Genomic DNA, 17,958 nt, shown 5'->3' with positions numbered 1-17,958 from the left:
AGAAGCGTGAAGCTATATTATTTTATTGTTGTGAAATATGTGTTTGCGTTCAGAAGCGGCATCATAGTGGCTTGATGTCAGGTGTGTGCTCGTTTATTATGTTCCAAGGTGTCATTTCCTGTTGTTAATGCCTGCGCCGTTCTGTGTGTGCTGGCTCACCTCCTTATGGCTCTACTTTACACGGAAAATATAACAAAACTATGTGATAAGTTTGAAGAAATTTGATAAAACTATTATGATTCTGTGTCCATCTGACTAATATGGTTTTTCACCTTTTCTTCCAATTGTTTTTCTGTAAGACCAAAATACTGTTTAACGTATTTATCTGTCAATTTTGTTGTGATCTTCTCCCACTTGTTTTGCTTGCCGCGATGAATGTCGGCGGGGATATCATCGGCTATCTCTGGCCAAGGCGTATCGCTGTAAGACTGCACGAACGCCTTAAACTTCGTTTCGCCGTATGTCGCCACCAAATATTGCACCGTGCAGTAAGAGAATGCGTATTCCTGCTGCTGCTTGTCGCTGTTTACCCCGTATGCTGCCTCCCCAAGCTGCTCACTCGCGGTTAATTTACTTAGGACGATTTCATTTAACCGCTGCTTTCCTACACTACCCCGGAACAGGTACGACTTGTCATCACTACTGTAGTACATCGCCATGCCCTCCAGCAGCCAGACAGGCACATAAGGCGGCAGGTTTGGGAATTGATAGACGTGTACCAATTCGTGTTTTAACGTAGTATAGAAGGAATGGTCATCGGCTGTTTTCTCCAGTGCTTCCATATTGATAGATACATACTGATTCGTTACTTTATAGCCTGCTGCATCCATGTAATATTGGCTGGATGCCGTCGCAACCGTTGGCCCCCCCTGCCACATGCTTTCCCGCGGATACAACAATACGGGGTACGGCGGTTTGCCTTTTAGTTTTAAAATGTTTCCAACTTCTTGATACGCCTTTTCCGTTTCCCCAATTACGCGGTCAATCTGCTGTTCGTTGGGGGCCTGATAGAGATAGACGAAGTGCTGGCTCTTCTTCTCCAGGGTCGGTCCCGTTTCAAAAAACGCCAGAGAATCGACTGGTTGATAGGCTGTAATCTTCCACTGACCGCCCTGCTGCACAAAACTAAAAGAACGAACCAGAGAATACCACTCATCTTGCTTGCCGTCTTTGTAACGGTACTGAATTTCAGCCTGAACATTTTGCAGCATATTCCCAGTGGGGTTCTGCTTTAGTTGGCCGGCCTTTTTAAGTGAGACACGGCTTCCAGCGACTTCTACAGGAGCTTTTGCGAGGTTTTGAATCATCTCTTTGGTCTTGCTATCGAGATTTGCGGTTGCTTCTAAGAGAAGGGCACTGTTCTGCCTGCCGATATTGGCAGCCCACGAGCGGAGCAACTTTTGCACTTCGCGGTGAGCTTTACCCATGTCGGTCGGCTCGAACAGAACACCAATTCCATCCTGTGCAAATACAGATGATAAGGAAGGAAAATCCGCTATATGAAATTCGTTATGGACCATAAAGACAACCAAAAAAACAAACGTAACCAAACCTATAACAAACCCTTTATGCACCTTCTTCATCAGCTTTCACCTCAGTCTTTTCATACCCTTTTCTTACCACCGATGCGCAAGCCGTTAACTTGCTATGGAATCCTCTATTCACACCATGTAAGATAGAATAAAAAGAAACAAAAGGAGAGAGGCCCAATGGAAGCGTCTTTGGAAATTGTCGTTCGGTCCACAGAAATAGATGTCAATGGGCATGTCAACAATGCCAAATACTTGGAATACCTGGAATGGGGCAGGGAAGAGTGGTATGAGAAAGCGAATCTGGATTACCAGATATTCCTCTCAATGGGCATCCAAACGGTAACCGTAAACATCAATGTGAATTACCGGAAGGAATGTCTGCAAAATGACTGTTTAACGATTAAAACCTATCCAGAAAAACTGGGCCGAACCAGTTTCATCCTAAAACAAGAGATTTACAATCAGCATAATCAACTGGTTGCAGATGCGCTCGTAACCAGCGTCACAATGGACAGCCGCGACAGAACAAGCCGGCCTGTTCCCCCGGAATTGGCCCGGTTTTTTTAAACCGAACATCGTCAGTTACATGCTCACCTCGTTCCTATTTCTAGAATGGATGATGTGGGAAAAATTATCCGCAATTAACAATATGAGCATAAGAAAAAAGAGCGGACTGTTGCCTCAACAGCCGCTCTCCTGCATTTATTTATGTTTTTTATTAAAGGGCTTCTTATTATCTTTCGGACGAGCAGCCGCTGGCTTTGCTTCCCTGCTCGCTGCTTTGTGGGGACGGGCGTCAACCAGGCTGCCACGGAGTACGCTTTTCTCCTGCAGCGTAATGCCTAACTGGTCGCCGAATTTACCGGCCATAAATTTTTCTTTTGGTTCAAGTAATGTTACGGCTAACCCCTTCTTACCAACACGCCCAGTCCTGCCTACCCTGTGTATATAGTCTTGCGGATCCATCGGAAGATCGAAGTTAATCACATGGGTAATATCCTCGATGTCTAATCCTCTGGCGAGCAGATCCGTTGTAACGAGACAGTTCACATCCCCATTACGAAACTGGCGCAGGGCAGCTTCACGGTCCAGTTTCTTTGTCTCGCTGTGAATGCCGACGATCTTAACCCCTCTGCCGGCAAGCCAGGATGCTATCTCTTGTACCCTGTGCAGTTTCTTGACAAAAATAACCGCCCGCTCTGGATTTAAAGCCACCAGGAGCCTACGCAATTCCTCAAATTTTTGCCTTTCAGGAACCACAATAAATGCGTGTGAAATCCCTTCCGGAAGGCGGGAGCTGGCCTTGATTCTAACCGTTTGTACCTCCTCAGCCCACCTGCGGCTCCATTCTTCCACTGATTCGGAGATCGTCGCAGAAAACACGGCCAGCTGCCGGTCCCGCGGTGTGCGCATCATTACCGTTTCCATCGCCCGGAGCATTCGTGCTTCCACCAGCTCATCCACTTCATCCACCACTATCATTTTTGCTTCATGCACCTTAAGCTTCCGCTTATCAAGCAAGTCCACCATTCTGCCGGGAGAGCCAATTATAATATGCGGCCGTTCTTTAAGCTTATCCATCTGGCGTTTAATGTCTACGCCGCCGATTATAGCCTGGCTGCGAATATCTGTGCCTTTGCAAAATTCGGCCACTACACCCGCTATCTGCATCGTTAATTCGCGTGTTGGTGAAAAAATAATGGCTTGAACGGTGTCGGCTGACGGGTCGATGCGCTGCAGGATAGGCAGCAAATAGGCTAACGTCTTGCCTGTTCCGGTATGGGACTCGCCTACCACGCTTTTTCCATCCATGAGCAGCGGAATGGCAGCCTGCTGAATGTCGGTTGGTTCCTTAATGTCCTTGCTTTCAAGCGCTTGTTGCAAAAAAGGAGCCAGTGCTGAAAAAATGGCCATATTTATTGTCCTCTTCCTTCCTCTGTAAGCGGCATTTCAATATGAAAGGTTGTACCTTCATTAAGCCGGCTGTGCACACGAATCGATGCGCCGTGTGACTCTACGATGTTTTTTACAATAGAGAGCCCGAGACCGGTTCCCGCCCGGCCTCTTGTCCGTGCTTTATCTGCTTTATAGAAGCGTTCAAAAACAAAGGGGAGATCATCGACTGGAATTCCGCTTCCCGTATCCGCTACCTCAATGATTAGCTTCTCCCCTGATTGGTAGGTGATAAGCTTAACCCTTCCGCCGGATGGCGTATGGCGCAGGGCGTTGTCAATTAGATTGGTCAGCACCTGTTCCATTCGGTCTGGATCAAACAGGAACTCGCGTGTAGTGCCCTCCCGCCAATCCAATTGGAGCTCAACATCCTGTTCTCTGGCAACCCCATTAAACTTGCGGATCGCTTTTTCTTCAAGCTGCCAAATATTATTGTGTTCCAATCTCAGCTGAATATGACCAGCTTCCATTTTAGCCAAATCGAGCAATTCATTAACCAGCCTCGTCATTCGCAGCGATTCGTCATAAATAATGCCAGCCAGCTCTTTCTTCTCTTCCGCTGTCTCCGCGATATCGTCAATAATCGCCTCGCTGTATCCCTGTAGCATGGCTAATGGCGTGCGCAGTTCATGCGAAACATTCGCGAGGAAATCCTTGCGCAGCTTATCGAGCGTGCGTTCTTCCGTCATATCCCGCAGGACGGCGACCGCTCCGCGCACATGCTTCTCATTCTCTTTTCTATCATATAATGGCGTCATCACAACAGAGTAAATGCGTCCCTGAACTTTAATGTCGGACATAACCTCGCCCTCATCCTTTATCACCTGCTGGAGGATCATTTGCATGGAGACGGGAAGATACCTGGTGTCAGATGCATCCGGATCAGCCTGTGCCGCGTCTGCGTTCGCCTGCCTGTGCTCATACGCCCAGGAACGCAGTATTTCTTCACCAGGGGGGTTTACGACGACAATTTCCCCATCTTTGTTCACCTTGAAAACCCCATCGACCATGCTGCGGAGAATGCTCGACAGCTGCTCCTTCTCCCGGGACAGAGCCCGGATTAAGCCGTTTAACCTGCCAGCCATATTATTAAAGGTAGCGGCAAGATCCCCTATTTCATCATTGGACCGTATCGCTATTTGCGTGGAGAAGTCACCGCGGGCATAAGAATCAGCCGCTTTTTTCATGGAACGCAGCGGCTTGGTAATCCGGCTGGATAAAAAGAACGCGAAAAAGGTAGTCAGTATAATCCCAATAATAGCGGCATAAAAAATCAGCCACGTTGTTTGATTTGTGGTCTGCCGAAGTTCATCAAGCGTCTGATAAAGCACCAGAACATTCGAGTCGCCCATGGCGTGAATCGGAACCGCAACAATGAGGTATTCCTGCGGATACCAGATCCCATTGGGGGTCTTCACTTTAAAGAAGGTCCGGGCGACACCGATGTTTCCCGAGAAAGCCTTCTTTATTTGAGTGCTTGCCTGCAGGTCTTTCAACTGAATCTGCGGAAAATCCGGATTAGCCGTGTCAAAATCGGTTTTGGCAACCTCACCGTGGCTTCCTAACACCACCATGCGGGTACCATACACATCCACCAGTTCCCGGGCAATGCGAATAGCCCCGGGCTGATCTTTGGACACCTCGAGTACATTGGAAATTTTTTGTGCCAGATGGGTTAAGTCAGCGCTCCGCTGCGTCTGATAAAATCTATCAAAAGCCTGCATCAGCGTAAGACTTAATACCATGAGCACAACGGCTACCAATCCGATAATTGTAATCCAAAGCTTGCCGACTATACGATTGTAAAACACTTATTTAGGCACCTCTAATTTATAACCGATCCCCCAGACGGTTGCGATCATATTGGCGGCAGCCGGGGAGATTTTGTTTAATTTTTCCCGAAGCCGTTTAATATGGGTATCGACTGTTCTTAAGTCCCCAAAAAACTCATAATGCCATACATCTTTTAGTAAGTCCTCGCGGGAAAAGACCCTGTCAGGATTTTTTGCTAAATAATACAGCAGCTCGTATTCTTTCGGCGTGAGGCCAACCTCTTCGCCGGATACAAGTACACGGTGTGCATCATGGTCTATGGACACCTCAGGGAAGACAAGTACATTATGTGAGCTGTTTGGCGTCGCCAGGAAAGCGGTAGCCGATGAACGGCGGAGTATGGCTTTAACCCGAAACACGACTTCACGCGGGCTGAACGGCTTGACAACATAATCGTCCGTACCTGACTCAAATCCCTGAACCCGGTTGGCTTCTTCCCCTTTAGCGGTTAGCATAATGATTGGCGTCGCTTTCTTCTCCCGAATCCGCTGGCAGACCTCGATGCCATCCATGCCCGGCATCATAATATCGAGCAGAATCACATCATAATCGTTATCAAGTGCCAATTGAAGAGCCTGTTCCCCGTCTTCAGCCTCTTCGATGATGAATTTTTCCCTTTCAAGGTACATGCGCAGTAAACGGCGAATGCGCTCCTCATCATCTACCACAAGTATTCTTGCATTCTGTTCCATTTCTGTTTCCCACCTCTAAATTCCATCAGTCTTTTTAAACCCATATTCCCATATATTTTACTTTGTTCACATAACTTTTACAATTTATTTTAACGCCTATCCCCTGCCACCCATCAATGAACCTTTCCCCGTTCGTATAAATCCAGCCGTATTAAGGGGTGAGAGCGGGATCAACTTGAACAATTTTTAAATAACAACCGGAGAGGTTTTTGCATAAATATTTATTTACATATGTATTTATTCGTTGTAAAATTGATTTTATCCATTAACCAGAGCGAGAATGTGAGGAGTGAGAACCGATGGTGCCATCAGAAACACAGTGGAATGCCCTTCTGCAACGGCATGCTACTATTACGGTCCATATTGATAATCGGAAGATAACCGGTGATCTTTACAACTTGACCAAAAATCAGATTATTCTCATCGTGCCCGACAACGAAGACTTATTTCAAGTGGTCAATCGTTTGGAAGCAACCGATATATCATGGTAACAGTTGCATAAAAATCCACAGGAACACCCTTACAAAAAAAGGGTGTTTTTTATCGTATAAGAGAGTATATTTCGCATTTAAAGTATAAAGTTATTTTCTGCTGGGACCGATAGGTCCCTTTCTCTTTGTTAATATGGAGTCTATATGCCTACAGTGTTGAAGTGCCTTGAGCGATTTTTTAAATGGGACCTCCGGTCCTGAAACACCTAAGAAAAACATCGTAAGGCGCATGTCCGCACCTTTCTTTCCCCCAGGCCGAAAGGTGTTACGATTTTACCTTTCGGCATAAGTGCAACTTAGGTTGCTGCCTGCGCTATAGCTTGGCCGCAACCTAGTTTTCTAATGGAGCGTGTGGAACAGAGGGCGAAAAAGATCGGCAACTGTCTCCATCACCCCGATACCCAGATGTTGCACCTAAACGGTATAAAGGAATCTAAGGCCATCGCCTGCGCTAACGCTTGCCGATAGCCAAGATTCCCTAATGCCGGTCCGTCCGTCGTTCCACAAAGCGGCCGTAAAAACTTCTATGCGGGGAAAGGAGAGAGCGGCATGGCCCGCGATGTTTTTCCCATTTACTACATGGACAGGAGACGCCCTACCTCTTCAGGGGTAAGATGGCGGAACTGGCCGGGAGAAACACCTTGTAGCGTTAGAAAACCCAGTTGAATTCTCCGCAGCGTCACAACCGGGTGGTCAACTCTATCGCACATGCGTCGAACCTGCCGGTTGCGGCCTTCGTGGATGGTGAGGTGAATGACACTGGTTCCCCGCTGCCGATTGAAACGAATGAATGCTGCCTGAGCCGGAGACGTGATGCCGTCTTCTAACTCTACACCGACGCGCAGCCGCTCCAGCGTCTGTTCGCTAATGTGCCCTTTTACTTCCGCCTCGTAGACTTTGTCCAGCTCGTGGCTCGGGTGGGTAATATGATTTGCAAAGGCGCCATCGTTTGTCAGCAGAAGCAGGCCCGAGGTATCATAGTCCAATCTGCCAACCGGGTAAACGCGCTCCTTCATCGTTCCCAGCAGATCAATCACGGTTTTACGGCGTTGAGGATCTGTTACGCTTGTAATCACACCCTCCGGTTTATTGAGTAAAAGGTAGACAGGCCGCTCTTTCTCGATGATCTGTCCATCCACCTCAATTATATCCTGTGACGGATCCACTTTGCTTCCGGGTTCCGTCACAACCATGCCGTTGATTTTCACCCGTCCTGCCTCAATTATTTCTTCACATTTGCGGCGGGAAGCAATGCCCGCTGCCGCCATTACTTTCTGCAATCGCTCCATACACGTCACCTTTAGCTTTTTTGCTTCATTATACCGCTCGCCTCAAGTCTGGGGCAAATAAACACAAAAAATTATATGTTACTCTAAAGCATTAAAGTGATTGTTATTGTTTAAACTGGGGACCGTATGGTTCCCGAAACACGCAAGAAAAACATCGTGAGGTACATGTCCGCACCTTTCTTTCCCCCAGGCCGAAAGGTGTTACGATTTTACCTTTCGGCATAAGTGCAACTTAGGTTGCTGCCTGCGCTTACGCTTGCCACTGACCAAGATTCCCTAATGCCGGTCCGCCCGTCGTTCCACAAAGCGGCCGTACATGCTTCTATGAGGGGAAAGGAGAGAGCGGCATGGCCCACGATGTTTTTCTCATCCGAATACAAGCATAACGACAACGAATGACGCGACTACTCCGATGAAATCGGAAAGCAGGCCGACCGCCAGTGCATATTTGGTATGGCGGACGGCTATTGCACCAAAATAAACAGTTAAAACATACAGAGTGGTGTCTGTGCTGCCCTGGATCGTGCTGGCCAGGCGGCCGATAAAGGAATCGGGGCCATGTGTCGCAATCAGATCGGTAGCTATGGCAAGCGAACCAGAGCCTGTTATCGGACGCAACAGCGCAAGCGGGACAACTTCCGGTGGAAAATTAAACCAGGCTAGCATGGGCTTAAGCGTATTCAAGACGACGTCAAGTGCACCGGATTCACGAAAGACGGAAATCGCTACTAGCATGCCGACCAGGTGGGGCATAATTTTGACGGCTGTACCGAAACCGCCTTTGGCACCTGAGATAAAAGAATCGTATACCGGAACTTTTTTATAAAGCGCATAAGAGAGGACGTAGGCCAGAAGAAAAGGAATTGCCCACATGGATAACTGTGTCACAAGCGCATACATGGCTATCCCCTCCTCCTATCCCGTGCCTGAAACCACTTGTCTATCACAATCGCCGCGCCTGTCGCGATAAAGGTGGCAAGCAGTGTCGTACCGACTATTTCAGCGGGATTAGCTGATTTATAATTCATCCGGATAGCAATAAGCGTCGTAGGAATCAACGTAATGCTAGCAGTATTGAGTGCGAGCAGCGTGCACATCGCCGGTGTGGCCGTCTTAGGATCAGGGTTTAGCTTCTGCAGCTCCTGCATGGCTTTAATCCCCATCGGTGTTGCGGCATTGCCGAGTCCCAGCAGGTTGGCGCTCATGTTGGATAGAATATAGCCGAATGCGGGGTGGTCTTTTGGAATAGATGGGAAAAGCCAGCGGGCGAAAGGGCCGAGAAGCCTGGCCAGCTGATCCAGCACGCCAGCGTCTTCGGCAATCTTCATCACGCCCATCCAAAAAATCAGGATGCTCATCAAACCAAAGCTAACGGCTACGCCGTTTTTAGCTCCTTCAAACACAGCTTTGTTGATGGCTTCCGCGTGGCCTGTTACCGCTGCATAAATGAGCCCGAGCAAAATCATACCGGCCCAAATAATGTTTACCATGCCGATCCCCCTCCCATCATAAATGACCAGAAGGCTTTGCATTCATCTGCCATGCGGCTCATCATGGCCTGGGCAATCGTTTCCTGTACAGCGTTCAACTGTAACCTGCCAATCGTTCTGCCATCCAGGCGGATTTCGAGTACTGGTTCGCCGTTGAACTGGGTGAATTCCTGATGAATGCGCTTTTGCTCATCTTTGGCGAGCGGATAGGCAAATGGCTGGCGCGCATAATACGCTAACACCCCGTCCTTGTTTTTCTCCTGTTTAACCGACTGGTTTGCCCGAATGATCGGAGTAAGCGGATAGGAAGCGAAGCCAAAATCCATCCACTTCATGGAGTCATCCCAGTCGTTTGGAGCATTCAATGTGACGATTGCCAGCTGCTGGCCATTGCGCGTGGCAGAGGATGCGAGGCAGCGCCGGGCCAGTTTGGTATAGCCGGTTTTAACCCCATCCGCCCCCTCGTACAGGCGGAGCATTTTATTCTTATTAAGCAGCTTGCGCGCCCAGCTTTCTCCCTCCCAGGAAATGGTCTTAACCTGCGTGGAGACAATTTTCTGAAACTCGGGGTTGCGCAGCGCATAAGCAGTCAGCTTCGCCATATCCTCTGCCGTCGAGTAATGATCGGGATTATCAAGACCATGCGGATTCATAAAATGGGTGGATTGCATTCCGATGTATTCGGCTTTCTCATTCATCAGCTTGACGAAGCCTTCCATCGATCCGCCTACATGCTGAGCAATCGCAACGGCGGCATCGTTGCCTGAACGCAGCATTAACCCATACAGCAAATCCTCGAGCTTCATCCTTTCACCATTTTTAAGATAAATTGAGGAGCCTTCCGTACCGACCGCATTCGGGGGAGTTGTCACCACATCCTGTATGTTTCCTTCTTCTATGGCGACAATTGCTGTCATGATCTTCGTCAGGCTGGCAATTCTCATCCGCTTGCCGCCATCTTTGGAAGCCAGTATTCTGCCGGATTTCACATCAATAAGGGCAGCGGTTTGGGCTGAAATCGCAGGAGGCGCAAGGACATCATCCGCCATGGATACTGGCGCCATTATTGTAAGTATTCCTGTGCATAGTAATATGAAAACAAGAAGGATGCGTATTGTTTTCATGCAGTTCCCCCTCCAGATAGCCTGTTTTCTACTATCTTATGGGCTATGTCCGCAATGTATGACAGGCCTCCAGGGAACGGGCGCTTATAAGACTTTCCAGTATGCACCCATAGATTAGTTCCGGACTGAGAAAAAACATCGCGGGCCATGTCGCTCTCTCCTTTCCCCTCATAGAAGTTCTTACGGCCGCTTTGTGGAACGACGGACGGACCGGCATTAGGGAAGCTTGGCTAGCGGCAAGCGTAGCGCTACGATGGCCTTAGATTCCTTTATACCGTTTAGGTGCAAACAACTGGGTATCGGGGTGATGGAGACAGTTTGCCGGTCTTTTTCGCCCTCTGTTCCACACGCTCCATTAGAAAACTAGGTTGCGGCCAAGCTACAGCGTAGGCAGCAACCTAAGTTGCACTTATGCCGAAAGGTAAAATCCTAACACCTTTCGGCCTGGGGAAAGAAAGGTGCGGACATGCGCCTCACGATGTTTTTCTTGGGTGTTTCGAGACCGGAGGTCCCATTTAAAAAATCGCTCAAGGCACTTCAACACTGTGAAGCACATAAATTTTCCATATCAACAAAGAGAAGGGGCCTATCGGTCCCAACAGAAAAGAACTTTAATACTTTACAGCGAAATATACTTTCCTATACGAAAAAAAGCCTGTTCTTTCTTAATCCAAAAAGAAAGACAGGCTTCATTAAGGACGTTCCAGTTGGGCTCAGGCTATGCCGTTTCATTCGAGCTCTTGTGTCCAAATAAATATTCATCATCAAACTCTTCTTCAGCCGAAAATTCAGGAGCCGGCGGAAGGTCATCCAGGCTGCGCAACCCGAAGTACTCGAGAAATTCGCGGGTTGTGCCATACAGGATGGGACGTCCTATCGCCTCAGCCCTGCCTGTCTCGCGAATCAGGTTTTTGCTGTTAAGTGTACTTAGTGCATGATCGCATTTGACACCGCGAATTTCTTCAATCTCCATCCTTGTAATCGGCTGCCTGTAGGCGACGATGGCAAGCGTCTCGAGCGCCGCCTGGGACAGCGTAGAATGGGAAGGTGTGCGGGCCATTTTTTCCAGATAATCCGCAAATTCCGGCCGCGTCGTAAACTGGTACGACTGGGCCACTTCGATGATTTGTAAGCCCCTGTTCTGGTCCAGAAAGTTTTTCTTCATTTCATCCATTAATGCGATAACTTCTTCCATATCAAGGTTAAGAATAGAGGCAAGCTGCCGCGCTTCAACGCCCTGGTCCCCCGCAACAAACAAGAGCCCTTCCACAATAGCCTTGAGCCGTTCTACATCAATCATGCCTAATCCCCCTGCAGTGATACAACAATCTCGTCAAACAATCCGTTTTGTTGGCAGTAAATCGTCCGCTTCTTCATAAGTTCTAAAATCGCCAGAAAAGTGGTAACGATCTCGGTTTTGGTTATTTCGGTTTCCATTAATGCGGTAAAGTAAAGAGTGCCTCCGTGGTCCTTGAGCCTCTTCTCGACATCGAACATCTTGTCTTTAATCGATATCTCATCCCGCTGTACTCTCACTGGTTTCCTCTCGGTGTTCAGGGCCCTCTTTAACGTCTTCTGAAGCGCTTCAACCAAATCATACAACGTCACATTTGCGACCGGATTCTCTTCCTCGGGCGGAAGGAAACGTGTTAAATCTTCGGCAGGACGCGTGAAAATCCGGCTCTGCTCGCTTTCCTTGCCACGCAGTTCTGAAGCCAGCTCCTTGTATTTTCGGTACTCCAGCAGGCGCTGCACCAGTTCCTGCCTTGGGTCTTCCGGTTCCTCTTCATATTCGAAAGCATAATCATCGAAAGACTCAACGCTTCGCTGTGGCAAAAGCAGCTTGCTTTTAATGGCCAGAAGGGTGGCCGCCATCACAAGAAATTCACTGGCTATATCCAGCTGAAGCTCCTGCATGATGTAGATCTGGCCCATGTACTGTTCTGTTATTTCAGCGATCGGAATGTCATAGATGTCGACTTCAGCCCGGTCTATCAGATGCAGCAGAAGGTCAAGAGGACCTTCAAACATATCAAGCTTTACATCCAGCGCCATAAGGCCCTCCTCCTTCCCTCACAGCAGCAGCTGGTTGATGAGCTGGCGTGTTATGTAGTAAGGATAATACAGGATGGGTCCTCCCAGCGATGGAAGAAAGATCAACAGCAGAAGCACAAATGTTCCGTACGGTTCAACTTTATCAAAAAAGCTATCAAAACGCCGTGGCAGAATAAACCGTAGTATCTTCGATCCGTCCAGAGGCGTTATGGGCAATAAATTAAAAACGAACAGCGCCACATTGATATCAAAGCACCATTGAATCATATTCGATGTCAGATCAACCGCCCATTTGGGCCAAGTAAGCATCACAGTTGAACTGAATAGCAAAGTACCCACCTTGAAAAAAAGCATAGCCAGCACAAGATTGATCAGCGGCCCGGCCGCTGCCACGAGCACCATGCCCAGCCTGCGGTTGCCTCTGAGATTAAACCCGTTCACCGGTACAGGACGCGCCCAGCCGAACGGCCCGAATAAAATCATCAAAAGCCCAAACGGATCCACGTGGCTTAGCGGGTTTAGTGTAAGCCTTCCCTGGTTTTTCGCTGTGTCATCGCCAAGCCTGTAGGCGACGAAAGCGTGCGCCCATTCGTGCAGCGAAAAAGCGATAACAAATGCGACCACACGGTATAGCAGGGTGTTCCAATCAAAATTGAACAATAAAAAAGCCCCTTTCCAGCTCCATAAAACTGCCTCTTATTTTACCATACCTATCGCAGGCGGCGCGAGTAGATTTATCCCGATTCTGTGAAGGAAATGATAACCAAAACAATCAGAAAAGACAGCCACTCTGCAGCTGCCTTCCCTTGTTGTCCATATTCAATTGAGAGGAGGAGCTATTGACTACGCGTCAACGACTTCAACTTTCTCCATTACATCGCCATTTTTCATTTTCCGAACGGCATCCATGCCGCTCGTTACTTTTCCAAAAACAGTGTGCACACCATTTAAATGAGGCTGCGGCTCATGAACGATAAAGAATTGGCTGCCGCCTGTGTCCTTACCTGCATGCGCCATGGACAGGCTGCCTACTTCGTGCTTATGCGGGTTGCCCTCAGTTTCACACTTAATTGTATAGCCAGGGCCGCCTGCACCTGTTCCAGTCGGGTCTCCACCCTGGCTTACGAACCCGGGGATTACGCGGTGGAACGTGACACCATTGTAAAAGCCTGAATTCGCTAATTTTTCAAAGTTAGCCACTGTATTTGGGGCTTCGTTTGGATAAAGTTCAAACTCAATTTTTTCGCCATTTTGCATCTGTATGTAACCTTTTTTAGCCATTAGATATCCTCCTATAGTGCCCTTTATTGTACAGCCTTTATCTTATCATAAAACTTACCAGAAATGAAAAAAGAGGAGCATATTTGCTCCCCCTTCTAGAACTCCTTCTTGCCGCCTTCTGTACCAGGCGCATCTTTCCTCGCCAGACGGACTGCCTGGGTATCCGTTTCACTTGCATACTCGGAATCCAACTTGCCAGGCGTCGCCTGATTGGTTTGATTGCGCAATCCATCCCTGCCAAAGTTAAACTTCACACGTTTTGACATGTTTTCACCTCCGTCTTCATAAGGTGCCCACCGCCACAGTTGGCAATGCTTCTGGGTTTATTTTTGCAAGTTGCACCAGTAATGAACACCTAAGTACAGATCTGTTCATCGTGTGCCCCGTTTGCTTACTGTTTAATCTTTTTTTAATCAATCTTTCGTATCATTCATGGTATAATTTACATAACATAACTACTTTTCTCTGTTTTTTTCAGAAGCAGCGACTTTACCTGAAAGGACGAAAAAATATGAACGGTTTACTAATCGGTGCGCTTGCCGCCTCCTTCCTCTCCCATTACACGAATGCTCCTGCGCTCCAAAACATAAAATCTGTTGAACAGGTCGTCGATTTAACTTCACTTCAGCAGGCTCTAGACCGTGATTTTAAGCAAATTGAAGCATCACAGGGGAACACAGCCCAGCTCAATCAGGCGCTCTCCGGCCTGATTAATGATCTCAATCAGATAAACGGGGATTTTCCCGTCAATCAGTTAGGCATTAGGCATCTGCATCCACCCAGAACCACCCATAAGCCAAAGAAAATAAACAGCGTTGTTGGGCTGTCCGCGGGCGATAATGGCGTAGCGTCCAGTGACTTGCAAATTGCCGCCCAGACCATTCAAACGATTTCTGTTCCGACATTAAAAGAAAAGCTTGGAATGGCACCGGACAGCAGTACAAATATTGTCCTGTTCTCATCGCCCCAATCGTATGGAACTGCGTTGCTAAATGCAGGCGTTCCCCGCAGCCAAGTTAAGAAAATCGTATCAGAAACCGGCGGACTGACAGCGGGCACCGATATCTGGATTCCGCTGTATGCCCTGCAGGATCAATCAGAACTGGCCAATGTACTTACACATGAGTTGACCCATGCTATTTTCAACCAGAAGGGAATTGGGGACAATCTTCCTGTGTGGATAAATGAAGGGCTCGCCTGGCAGAATGGGATGGCAGCTAAGCAGCAGGTAAGCCTGTCAAAAACCCAGCGCGAAGAGGATGCCCTCAACGCTGATTTACAGCAGGCTGTAGATCAGGGTGTACTCGTATCTCTTGCTTCTGATGAGAGCGCCATTTTATCCGCCCCATACAATGTGGAGTGGGAGGATTACCAGGCCGTTCAAAGCTTAATCCAGAAGTATGGCACGGCCAAAGTGGATGAATTTCTCAAGAACGTTCCAACTGAGGGTGTCAACCAAAGCTTCTTACACGCTTTTGGCCTGCCGATCAAAACTTTTGAACAACAGTTTGATAAATCGCTATCTGCCAGCCAAAACGCTCAATAACCGTGGCTGTTTTCAAACCCACAGTCCCCTTTTACGCATCAAAAGCATTACCAAGTCCAATAGGCTTTCCAATGCAATTAGAAAACTTGGCTGACGCCCAGCCGTAGGCGAAGGTCGACAGCCTTAGTTGCGCTTATGTGGATAGGAAAGCATATACTTTCTTTCCTATCCACCAAAAAAAGATGAGCTTCTGTATCCAGAAGAAGCCCATCTTTTTTTTTCATTGTTACCAAAAGCCAAACACTTGTTTACAGTCCAACATTGGCTTTAAGCGCTGTAATGACGCTTTCTCGGTCAAGCGGAGTGCGAATCCATTTGTCATTACGCGTTATAACGGTACCATCCAGCTCCTTAAGCTCACCCTCAACATGCAGTTTGCCATAACGGGCCGACACTTCTATGTTCAGTACATCTCTGCAGACGGCAGAATCTTCTGCGATGAGCGGCACTAACACTTTTCTTTCTTCCACTACAGTTCCGTCCTGCGCAATAAGCCGGTAGGCGATCTCTTTGCCTTCTATCATTTGGTGGTAGTCGTTGACGAGCCACGACTCTATTAGCACGCGCTGTACCCCGGCTGTTTCATAGATTTCGGCGTGTCCCGCAAAAGAAAGCTGAAGGGGCTCAAACGCTTTTGCTACCGCGTAGTACGCTTTTTTCGGATTGCGGTAATAATCAATGATGGACCAGTCTATAGCAGGCCAGGTGTTTACAAAATGGAATTGGAGCACACCATTAACATTGTTGTACTTCTTGCGGCGAAGCGCTTCAGTATGTTCTTTGTAGAAGGCCACCTGATAGTCCTGCGTCCGATCGATAAGCTCCTGCAGTGTCTGCGGAAATTCTCCGAGCATTAGGTTATAAATGTTGGTTTGAAAACCTTTTGCCCGCCAGGTTTCCCAATCGGCCGGCCACAGGCTCTCATCTCCGATAAATTTGCGCATAGACGCTTCATCAGGTAACGATTGCGAGCCGTATTCCGTAATAAATAGCGGATTATAATATTCAGCATCCTCGATTTTACCCCAGTACCAGCCGACCCAGTGCACGCTTAAATTTGGTGCGATATAGCGGCCGAACTCATCCATGGTGGCAAAATAATCGGGAAGGCCGCCTTCTGCGACGAGCACCGAATTCTTGTGGACAGGCCGGGTTCTATCGATATCCTGCACCGCTTGCACCAGTACGGAATCAAGTTTATTGTAATCGTGGTAGCGCGATTCGCTGTGCGTGCACCATAATACAATCGAAGGATGATTATAGAGCATGCTGACGAACCGCCGGGCCAGATTATTCGCCCTGTTGATAAATTCGCCGTCCGAACGATACCCCCATTGAAACGGAAGATCCTGAAAAATTAAAAGGCCATTTTCGTCGCACAGCCGGTAAAACTCTTTCCTCTCCGCGTGGGCAAACAACCGGGTCATATTCATGTTAGCGCCGAGCATTAGTTGCACGTCCGCCTCATACTTTTCGCTATCCATATTGGATAAGTATTGGTCGGATACATAATTGTTCCCTTTTAAAAAGAGCCGCTTGCCATTCAGGTAGAAGCCCCACTTGTCATCCAGCTTAACCTCTCGGATACCAAACACTTCTTCCCGTGCATCCACAAGGCGTTCATGATCCCACACTTCCACAACCGCTTTATATAAATTGGCCTTCCCGAGCTCCCTGCTCCACCACAATTGGGGCTCCATAATAGAAAGCACAGAGGTATGCGTCATCCGGCCCGGCCGCTGCACCATCGTCCTCGGGGTATCATTCAACACTTCCCCTATAAAATTATGCGGCAATAGGCTTACTTTCAACACAAAATCCTTCTCATCAAGCGACGTGTTATGGAGGACAACGTCAGCATAAATCGATGCCTTCGTGTAGGCATCCTTTAAATAAGAAGTAACCCGGATTTCTTCAATATAATGAAGATGTCTTTGCTCAAGTGAGACTTCCTGCCAAATTCCGCCCGGATTTACCACAGGGCTTGGATACTGGGCGTTTGCGGCGGACGGAACTTCCTCGCAGTTCTCGAGCCCTTGCTGTTTCACAGGCAGGCAGTCCCAGTGGTACAGCCCGCCTTTGATTGTATTTTTTCGCTCCGGATTTTCATCCAGATACGCTTCCACTTTTACGATAAGTTCATTTTCACCATCAAATTTTAAATATTGGCTGACGACATATTCGAATGCGTCGAAATCTCCCTCATGGGCGCCAAGATAGACGCCATTGAGCCAGCTTTCAGAAAAATAATCGACTCCCTTAAATTTCAGAAAATACGCTTTGTCATGATCTCGCTGCGGGGCAAAAAACGATGTTCGGTACCACATCACACCCTGGTGCCCTTCAAAACCTGCTTGCTGCCAGTGAGCTGGCACCTGAATCGGCTGCCAATCCAATGTTTGTGCATGGTAAACCGCCCGGTTCTGGAGCTTTCCTTCCATCTGGTTATCTGTGTCAGCGATGCACAGCCACTTACCGGTTAACTTGTAATTATGACGCATTTGCCTGTCACCTCTGTTTAACCAAAATACTGCTTCTGTCATTCGCCAATGCATCGTGCAGGCGTGCGTGACATCTTCACTAGAATTAATGTAAACCTTTTCTACTCACCCGTCAATGCGTTCCTTACATAGCAAAAAAACCCTGTTATACACAGGGTTTTGGCTATTCGA

The 17,958-nt window shown here is 48.0% G+C and carries 17 protein-coding genes; 3 read left to right on the top strand and 14 right to left on the bottom strand.

Annotated elements, in window-relative coordinates; all coding sequences use genetic code 11:
• Positions 1-233: 233 nt before the first annotated feature.
• Entirely contained in the window at positions 234-1,583 is a 1,350-nt protein-coding gene (locus tag PP175_RS08990) for a gluzincin family metallopeptidase (protein WP_272442411.1), read from the bottom strand.
• A 126-nt stretch (positions 1,584-1,709) separates the two neighbouring features.
• Between PP175_RS08990 and PP175_RS08985 the strand changes: the two genes are divergently transcribed.
• Positions 1,710-2,099, top strand: a complete 390-nt coding sequence (locus tag PP175_RS08985; RefSeq protein ID WP_334314192.1) for an acyl-CoA thioesterase — start codon at positions 1,710-1,712, stop codon at positions 2,097-2,099.
• 135 nt (positions 2,100-2,234) lie between these two features.
• On the opposite strand, the gene PP175_RS08980 is transcribed toward PP175_RS08985, so the two are convergent.
• Genes PP175_RS08980 through PP175_RS08970 form a run of 3 tightly spaced genes read right to left on the bottom strand, consistent with a single transcriptional unit; the run spans position 2,235 to position 6,010 of the window.
• Complete coding sequence (locus PP175_RS08980) at positions 2,235-3,446, bottom strand: DEAD/DEAH box helicase (RefSeq protein WP_272442410.1); 1,212 nt, start codon at positions 3,444-3,446, stop codon at positions 2,235-2,237.
• A 2-nt stretch (positions 3,447-3,448) separates the two neighbouring features.
• Positions 3,449-5,296 carry an ATP-binding protein gene (locus PP175_RS08975; protein WP_272442409.1) on the bottom strand — a complete coding sequence of 616 codons (1,848 nt, stop codon included), beginning with the start codon at positions 5,294-5,296 and terminating at the stop codon, positions 3,449-3,451.
• Entirely contained in the window at positions 5,297-6,010 is a 714-nt protein-coding gene (locus tag PP175_RS08970) for a response regulator transcription factor (RefSeq protein WP_272442408.1), read from the bottom strand.
• A 299-nt stretch (positions 6,011-6,309) separates the two neighbouring features.
• Between PP175_RS08970 and PP175_RS08965 the strand changes: the two genes are divergently transcribed.
• Positions 6,310-6,501 carry a hypothetical protein gene (locus PP175_RS08965; RefSeq protein ID WP_272442407.1) on the top strand — a complete coding sequence of 64 codons (192 nt, stop codon included), beginning with the start codon at positions 6,310-6,312 and terminating at the stop codon, positions 6,499-6,501.
• Between the two features lie 575 nt (positions 6,502-7,076).
• On the opposite strand, the gene PP175_RS08960 is transcribed toward PP175_RS08965, so the two are convergent.
• The 9 genes from PP175_RS08960 to PP175_RS08920 all read right to left on the bottom strand — a co-directional run bounded on the left by PP175_RS08960 (position 7,077) and on the right by PP175_RS08920 (position 14,006).
• Entirely contained in the window at positions 7,077-7,790 is a 714-nt protein-coding gene (locus PP175_RS08960; protein WP_272442406.1) for a pseudouridine synthase, read from the bottom strand.
• Positions 7,791-8,156: 366 nt separating this feature from the next.
• The gene (locus PP175_RS08955) at positions 8,157-8,690 is read right to left on the bottom strand and encodes a spore maturation protein (protein WP_272442405.1); all 534 of its coding nucleotides are present in this window, start codon (positions 8,688-8,690) and stop codon (positions 8,157-8,159) included.
• Between the two features lie 2 nt (positions 8,691-8,692).
• Positions 8,693-9,280, bottom strand: a complete 588-nt coding sequence (locus PP175_RS08950) for a nucleoside recognition domain-containing protein (protein ID WP_272442404.1) — start codon at positions 9,278-9,280, stop codon at positions 8,693-8,695.
• Positions 9,274-10,344 (bottom strand): D-alanyl-D-alanine carboxypeptidase family protein, encoded by a 1,071-nt coding sequence (locus PP175_RS08945; RefSeq protein ID WP_334314208.1) that lies wholly within the window; start codon positions 10,342-10,344, stop codon positions 9,274-9,276. Before PP175_RS08945 ends, PP175_RS08950 begins: the two co-directional genes overlap by 7 nt.
• 778 nt (positions 10,345-11,122) lie before the next feature.
• Positions 11,123-11,701: an SMC-Scp complex subunit ScpB gene (gene scpB, locus PP175_RS08940; RefSeq protein WP_272443224.1), complete on the bottom strand. Its 579-nt coding sequence runs from the start codon at positions 11,699-11,701 to the stop codon at positions 11,123-11,125.
• A 5-nt stretch (positions 11,702-11,706) separates the two neighbouring features.
• Positions 11,707-12,459, bottom strand: coding sequence for a segregation and condensation protein A (locus tag PP175_RS08935; protein WP_272442402.1), 753 nt, complete (start codon positions 12,457-12,459; stop codon positions 11,707-11,709).
• 18 nt (positions 12,460-12,477) lie between these two features.
• Positions 12,478-13,119 carry a site-2 protease family protein gene (locus tag PP175_RS08930; protein ID WP_272442401.1) on the bottom strand — a complete coding sequence of 214 codons (642 nt, stop codon included), beginning with the start codon at positions 13,117-13,119 and terminating at the stop codon, positions 12,478-12,480.
• A gap of 183 nt (positions 13,120-13,302) precedes the next feature.
• A complete protein-coding gene (locus tag PP175_RS08925) occupies positions 13,303-13,740 on the bottom strand; it encodes a peptidylprolyl isomerase (protein WP_272442400.1) in 438 nt (145 codons plus the stop codon).
• A 95-nt stretch (positions 13,741-13,835) separates the two neighbouring features.
• Positions 13,836-14,006, bottom strand: a complete 171-nt coding sequence (locus PP175_RS08920; protein ID WP_272442399.1) for a hypothetical protein — start codon at positions 14,004-14,006, stop codon at positions 13,836-13,838.
• A 245-nt stretch (positions 14,007-14,251) separates the two neighbouring features.
• Here PP175_RS08920 and PP175_RS08915 point away from each other — a divergent pair, with 245 nt between their 5' ends.
• Positions 14,252-15,286: a peptidase MA family metallohydrolase gene (locus tag PP175_RS08915; protein WP_272442398.1), complete on the top strand. Its 1,035-nt coding sequence runs from the start codon at positions 14,252-14,254 to the stop codon at positions 15,284-15,286.
• Positions 15,287-15,534: 248 nt separating this feature from the next.
• Here PP175_RS08915 and PP175_RS08910 read toward each other — a convergent pair whose 3' ends face one another.
• A complete protein-coding gene (locus PP175_RS08910) occupies positions 15,535-17,787 on the bottom strand; it encodes a glycoside hydrolase family 2 protein (RefSeq protein ID WP_272442397.1) in 2,253 nt (750 codons plus the stop codon).
• Between the last annotated feature and the right edge of the window lie 171 nt (positions 17,788-17,958).

The organism is Aneurinibacillus sp. Ricciae_BoGa-3 (assembly GCF_028421645.1).
Taxonomy (GTDB): domain Bacteria; phylum Bacillota; class Bacilli; order Aneurinibacillales; family Aneurinibacillaceae; genus Aneurinibacillus_B.
The sequence above is the reverse complement of the archived record's forward strand: the minus strand, read 5'-3'. Positions and strand labels throughout refer to the sequence as shown.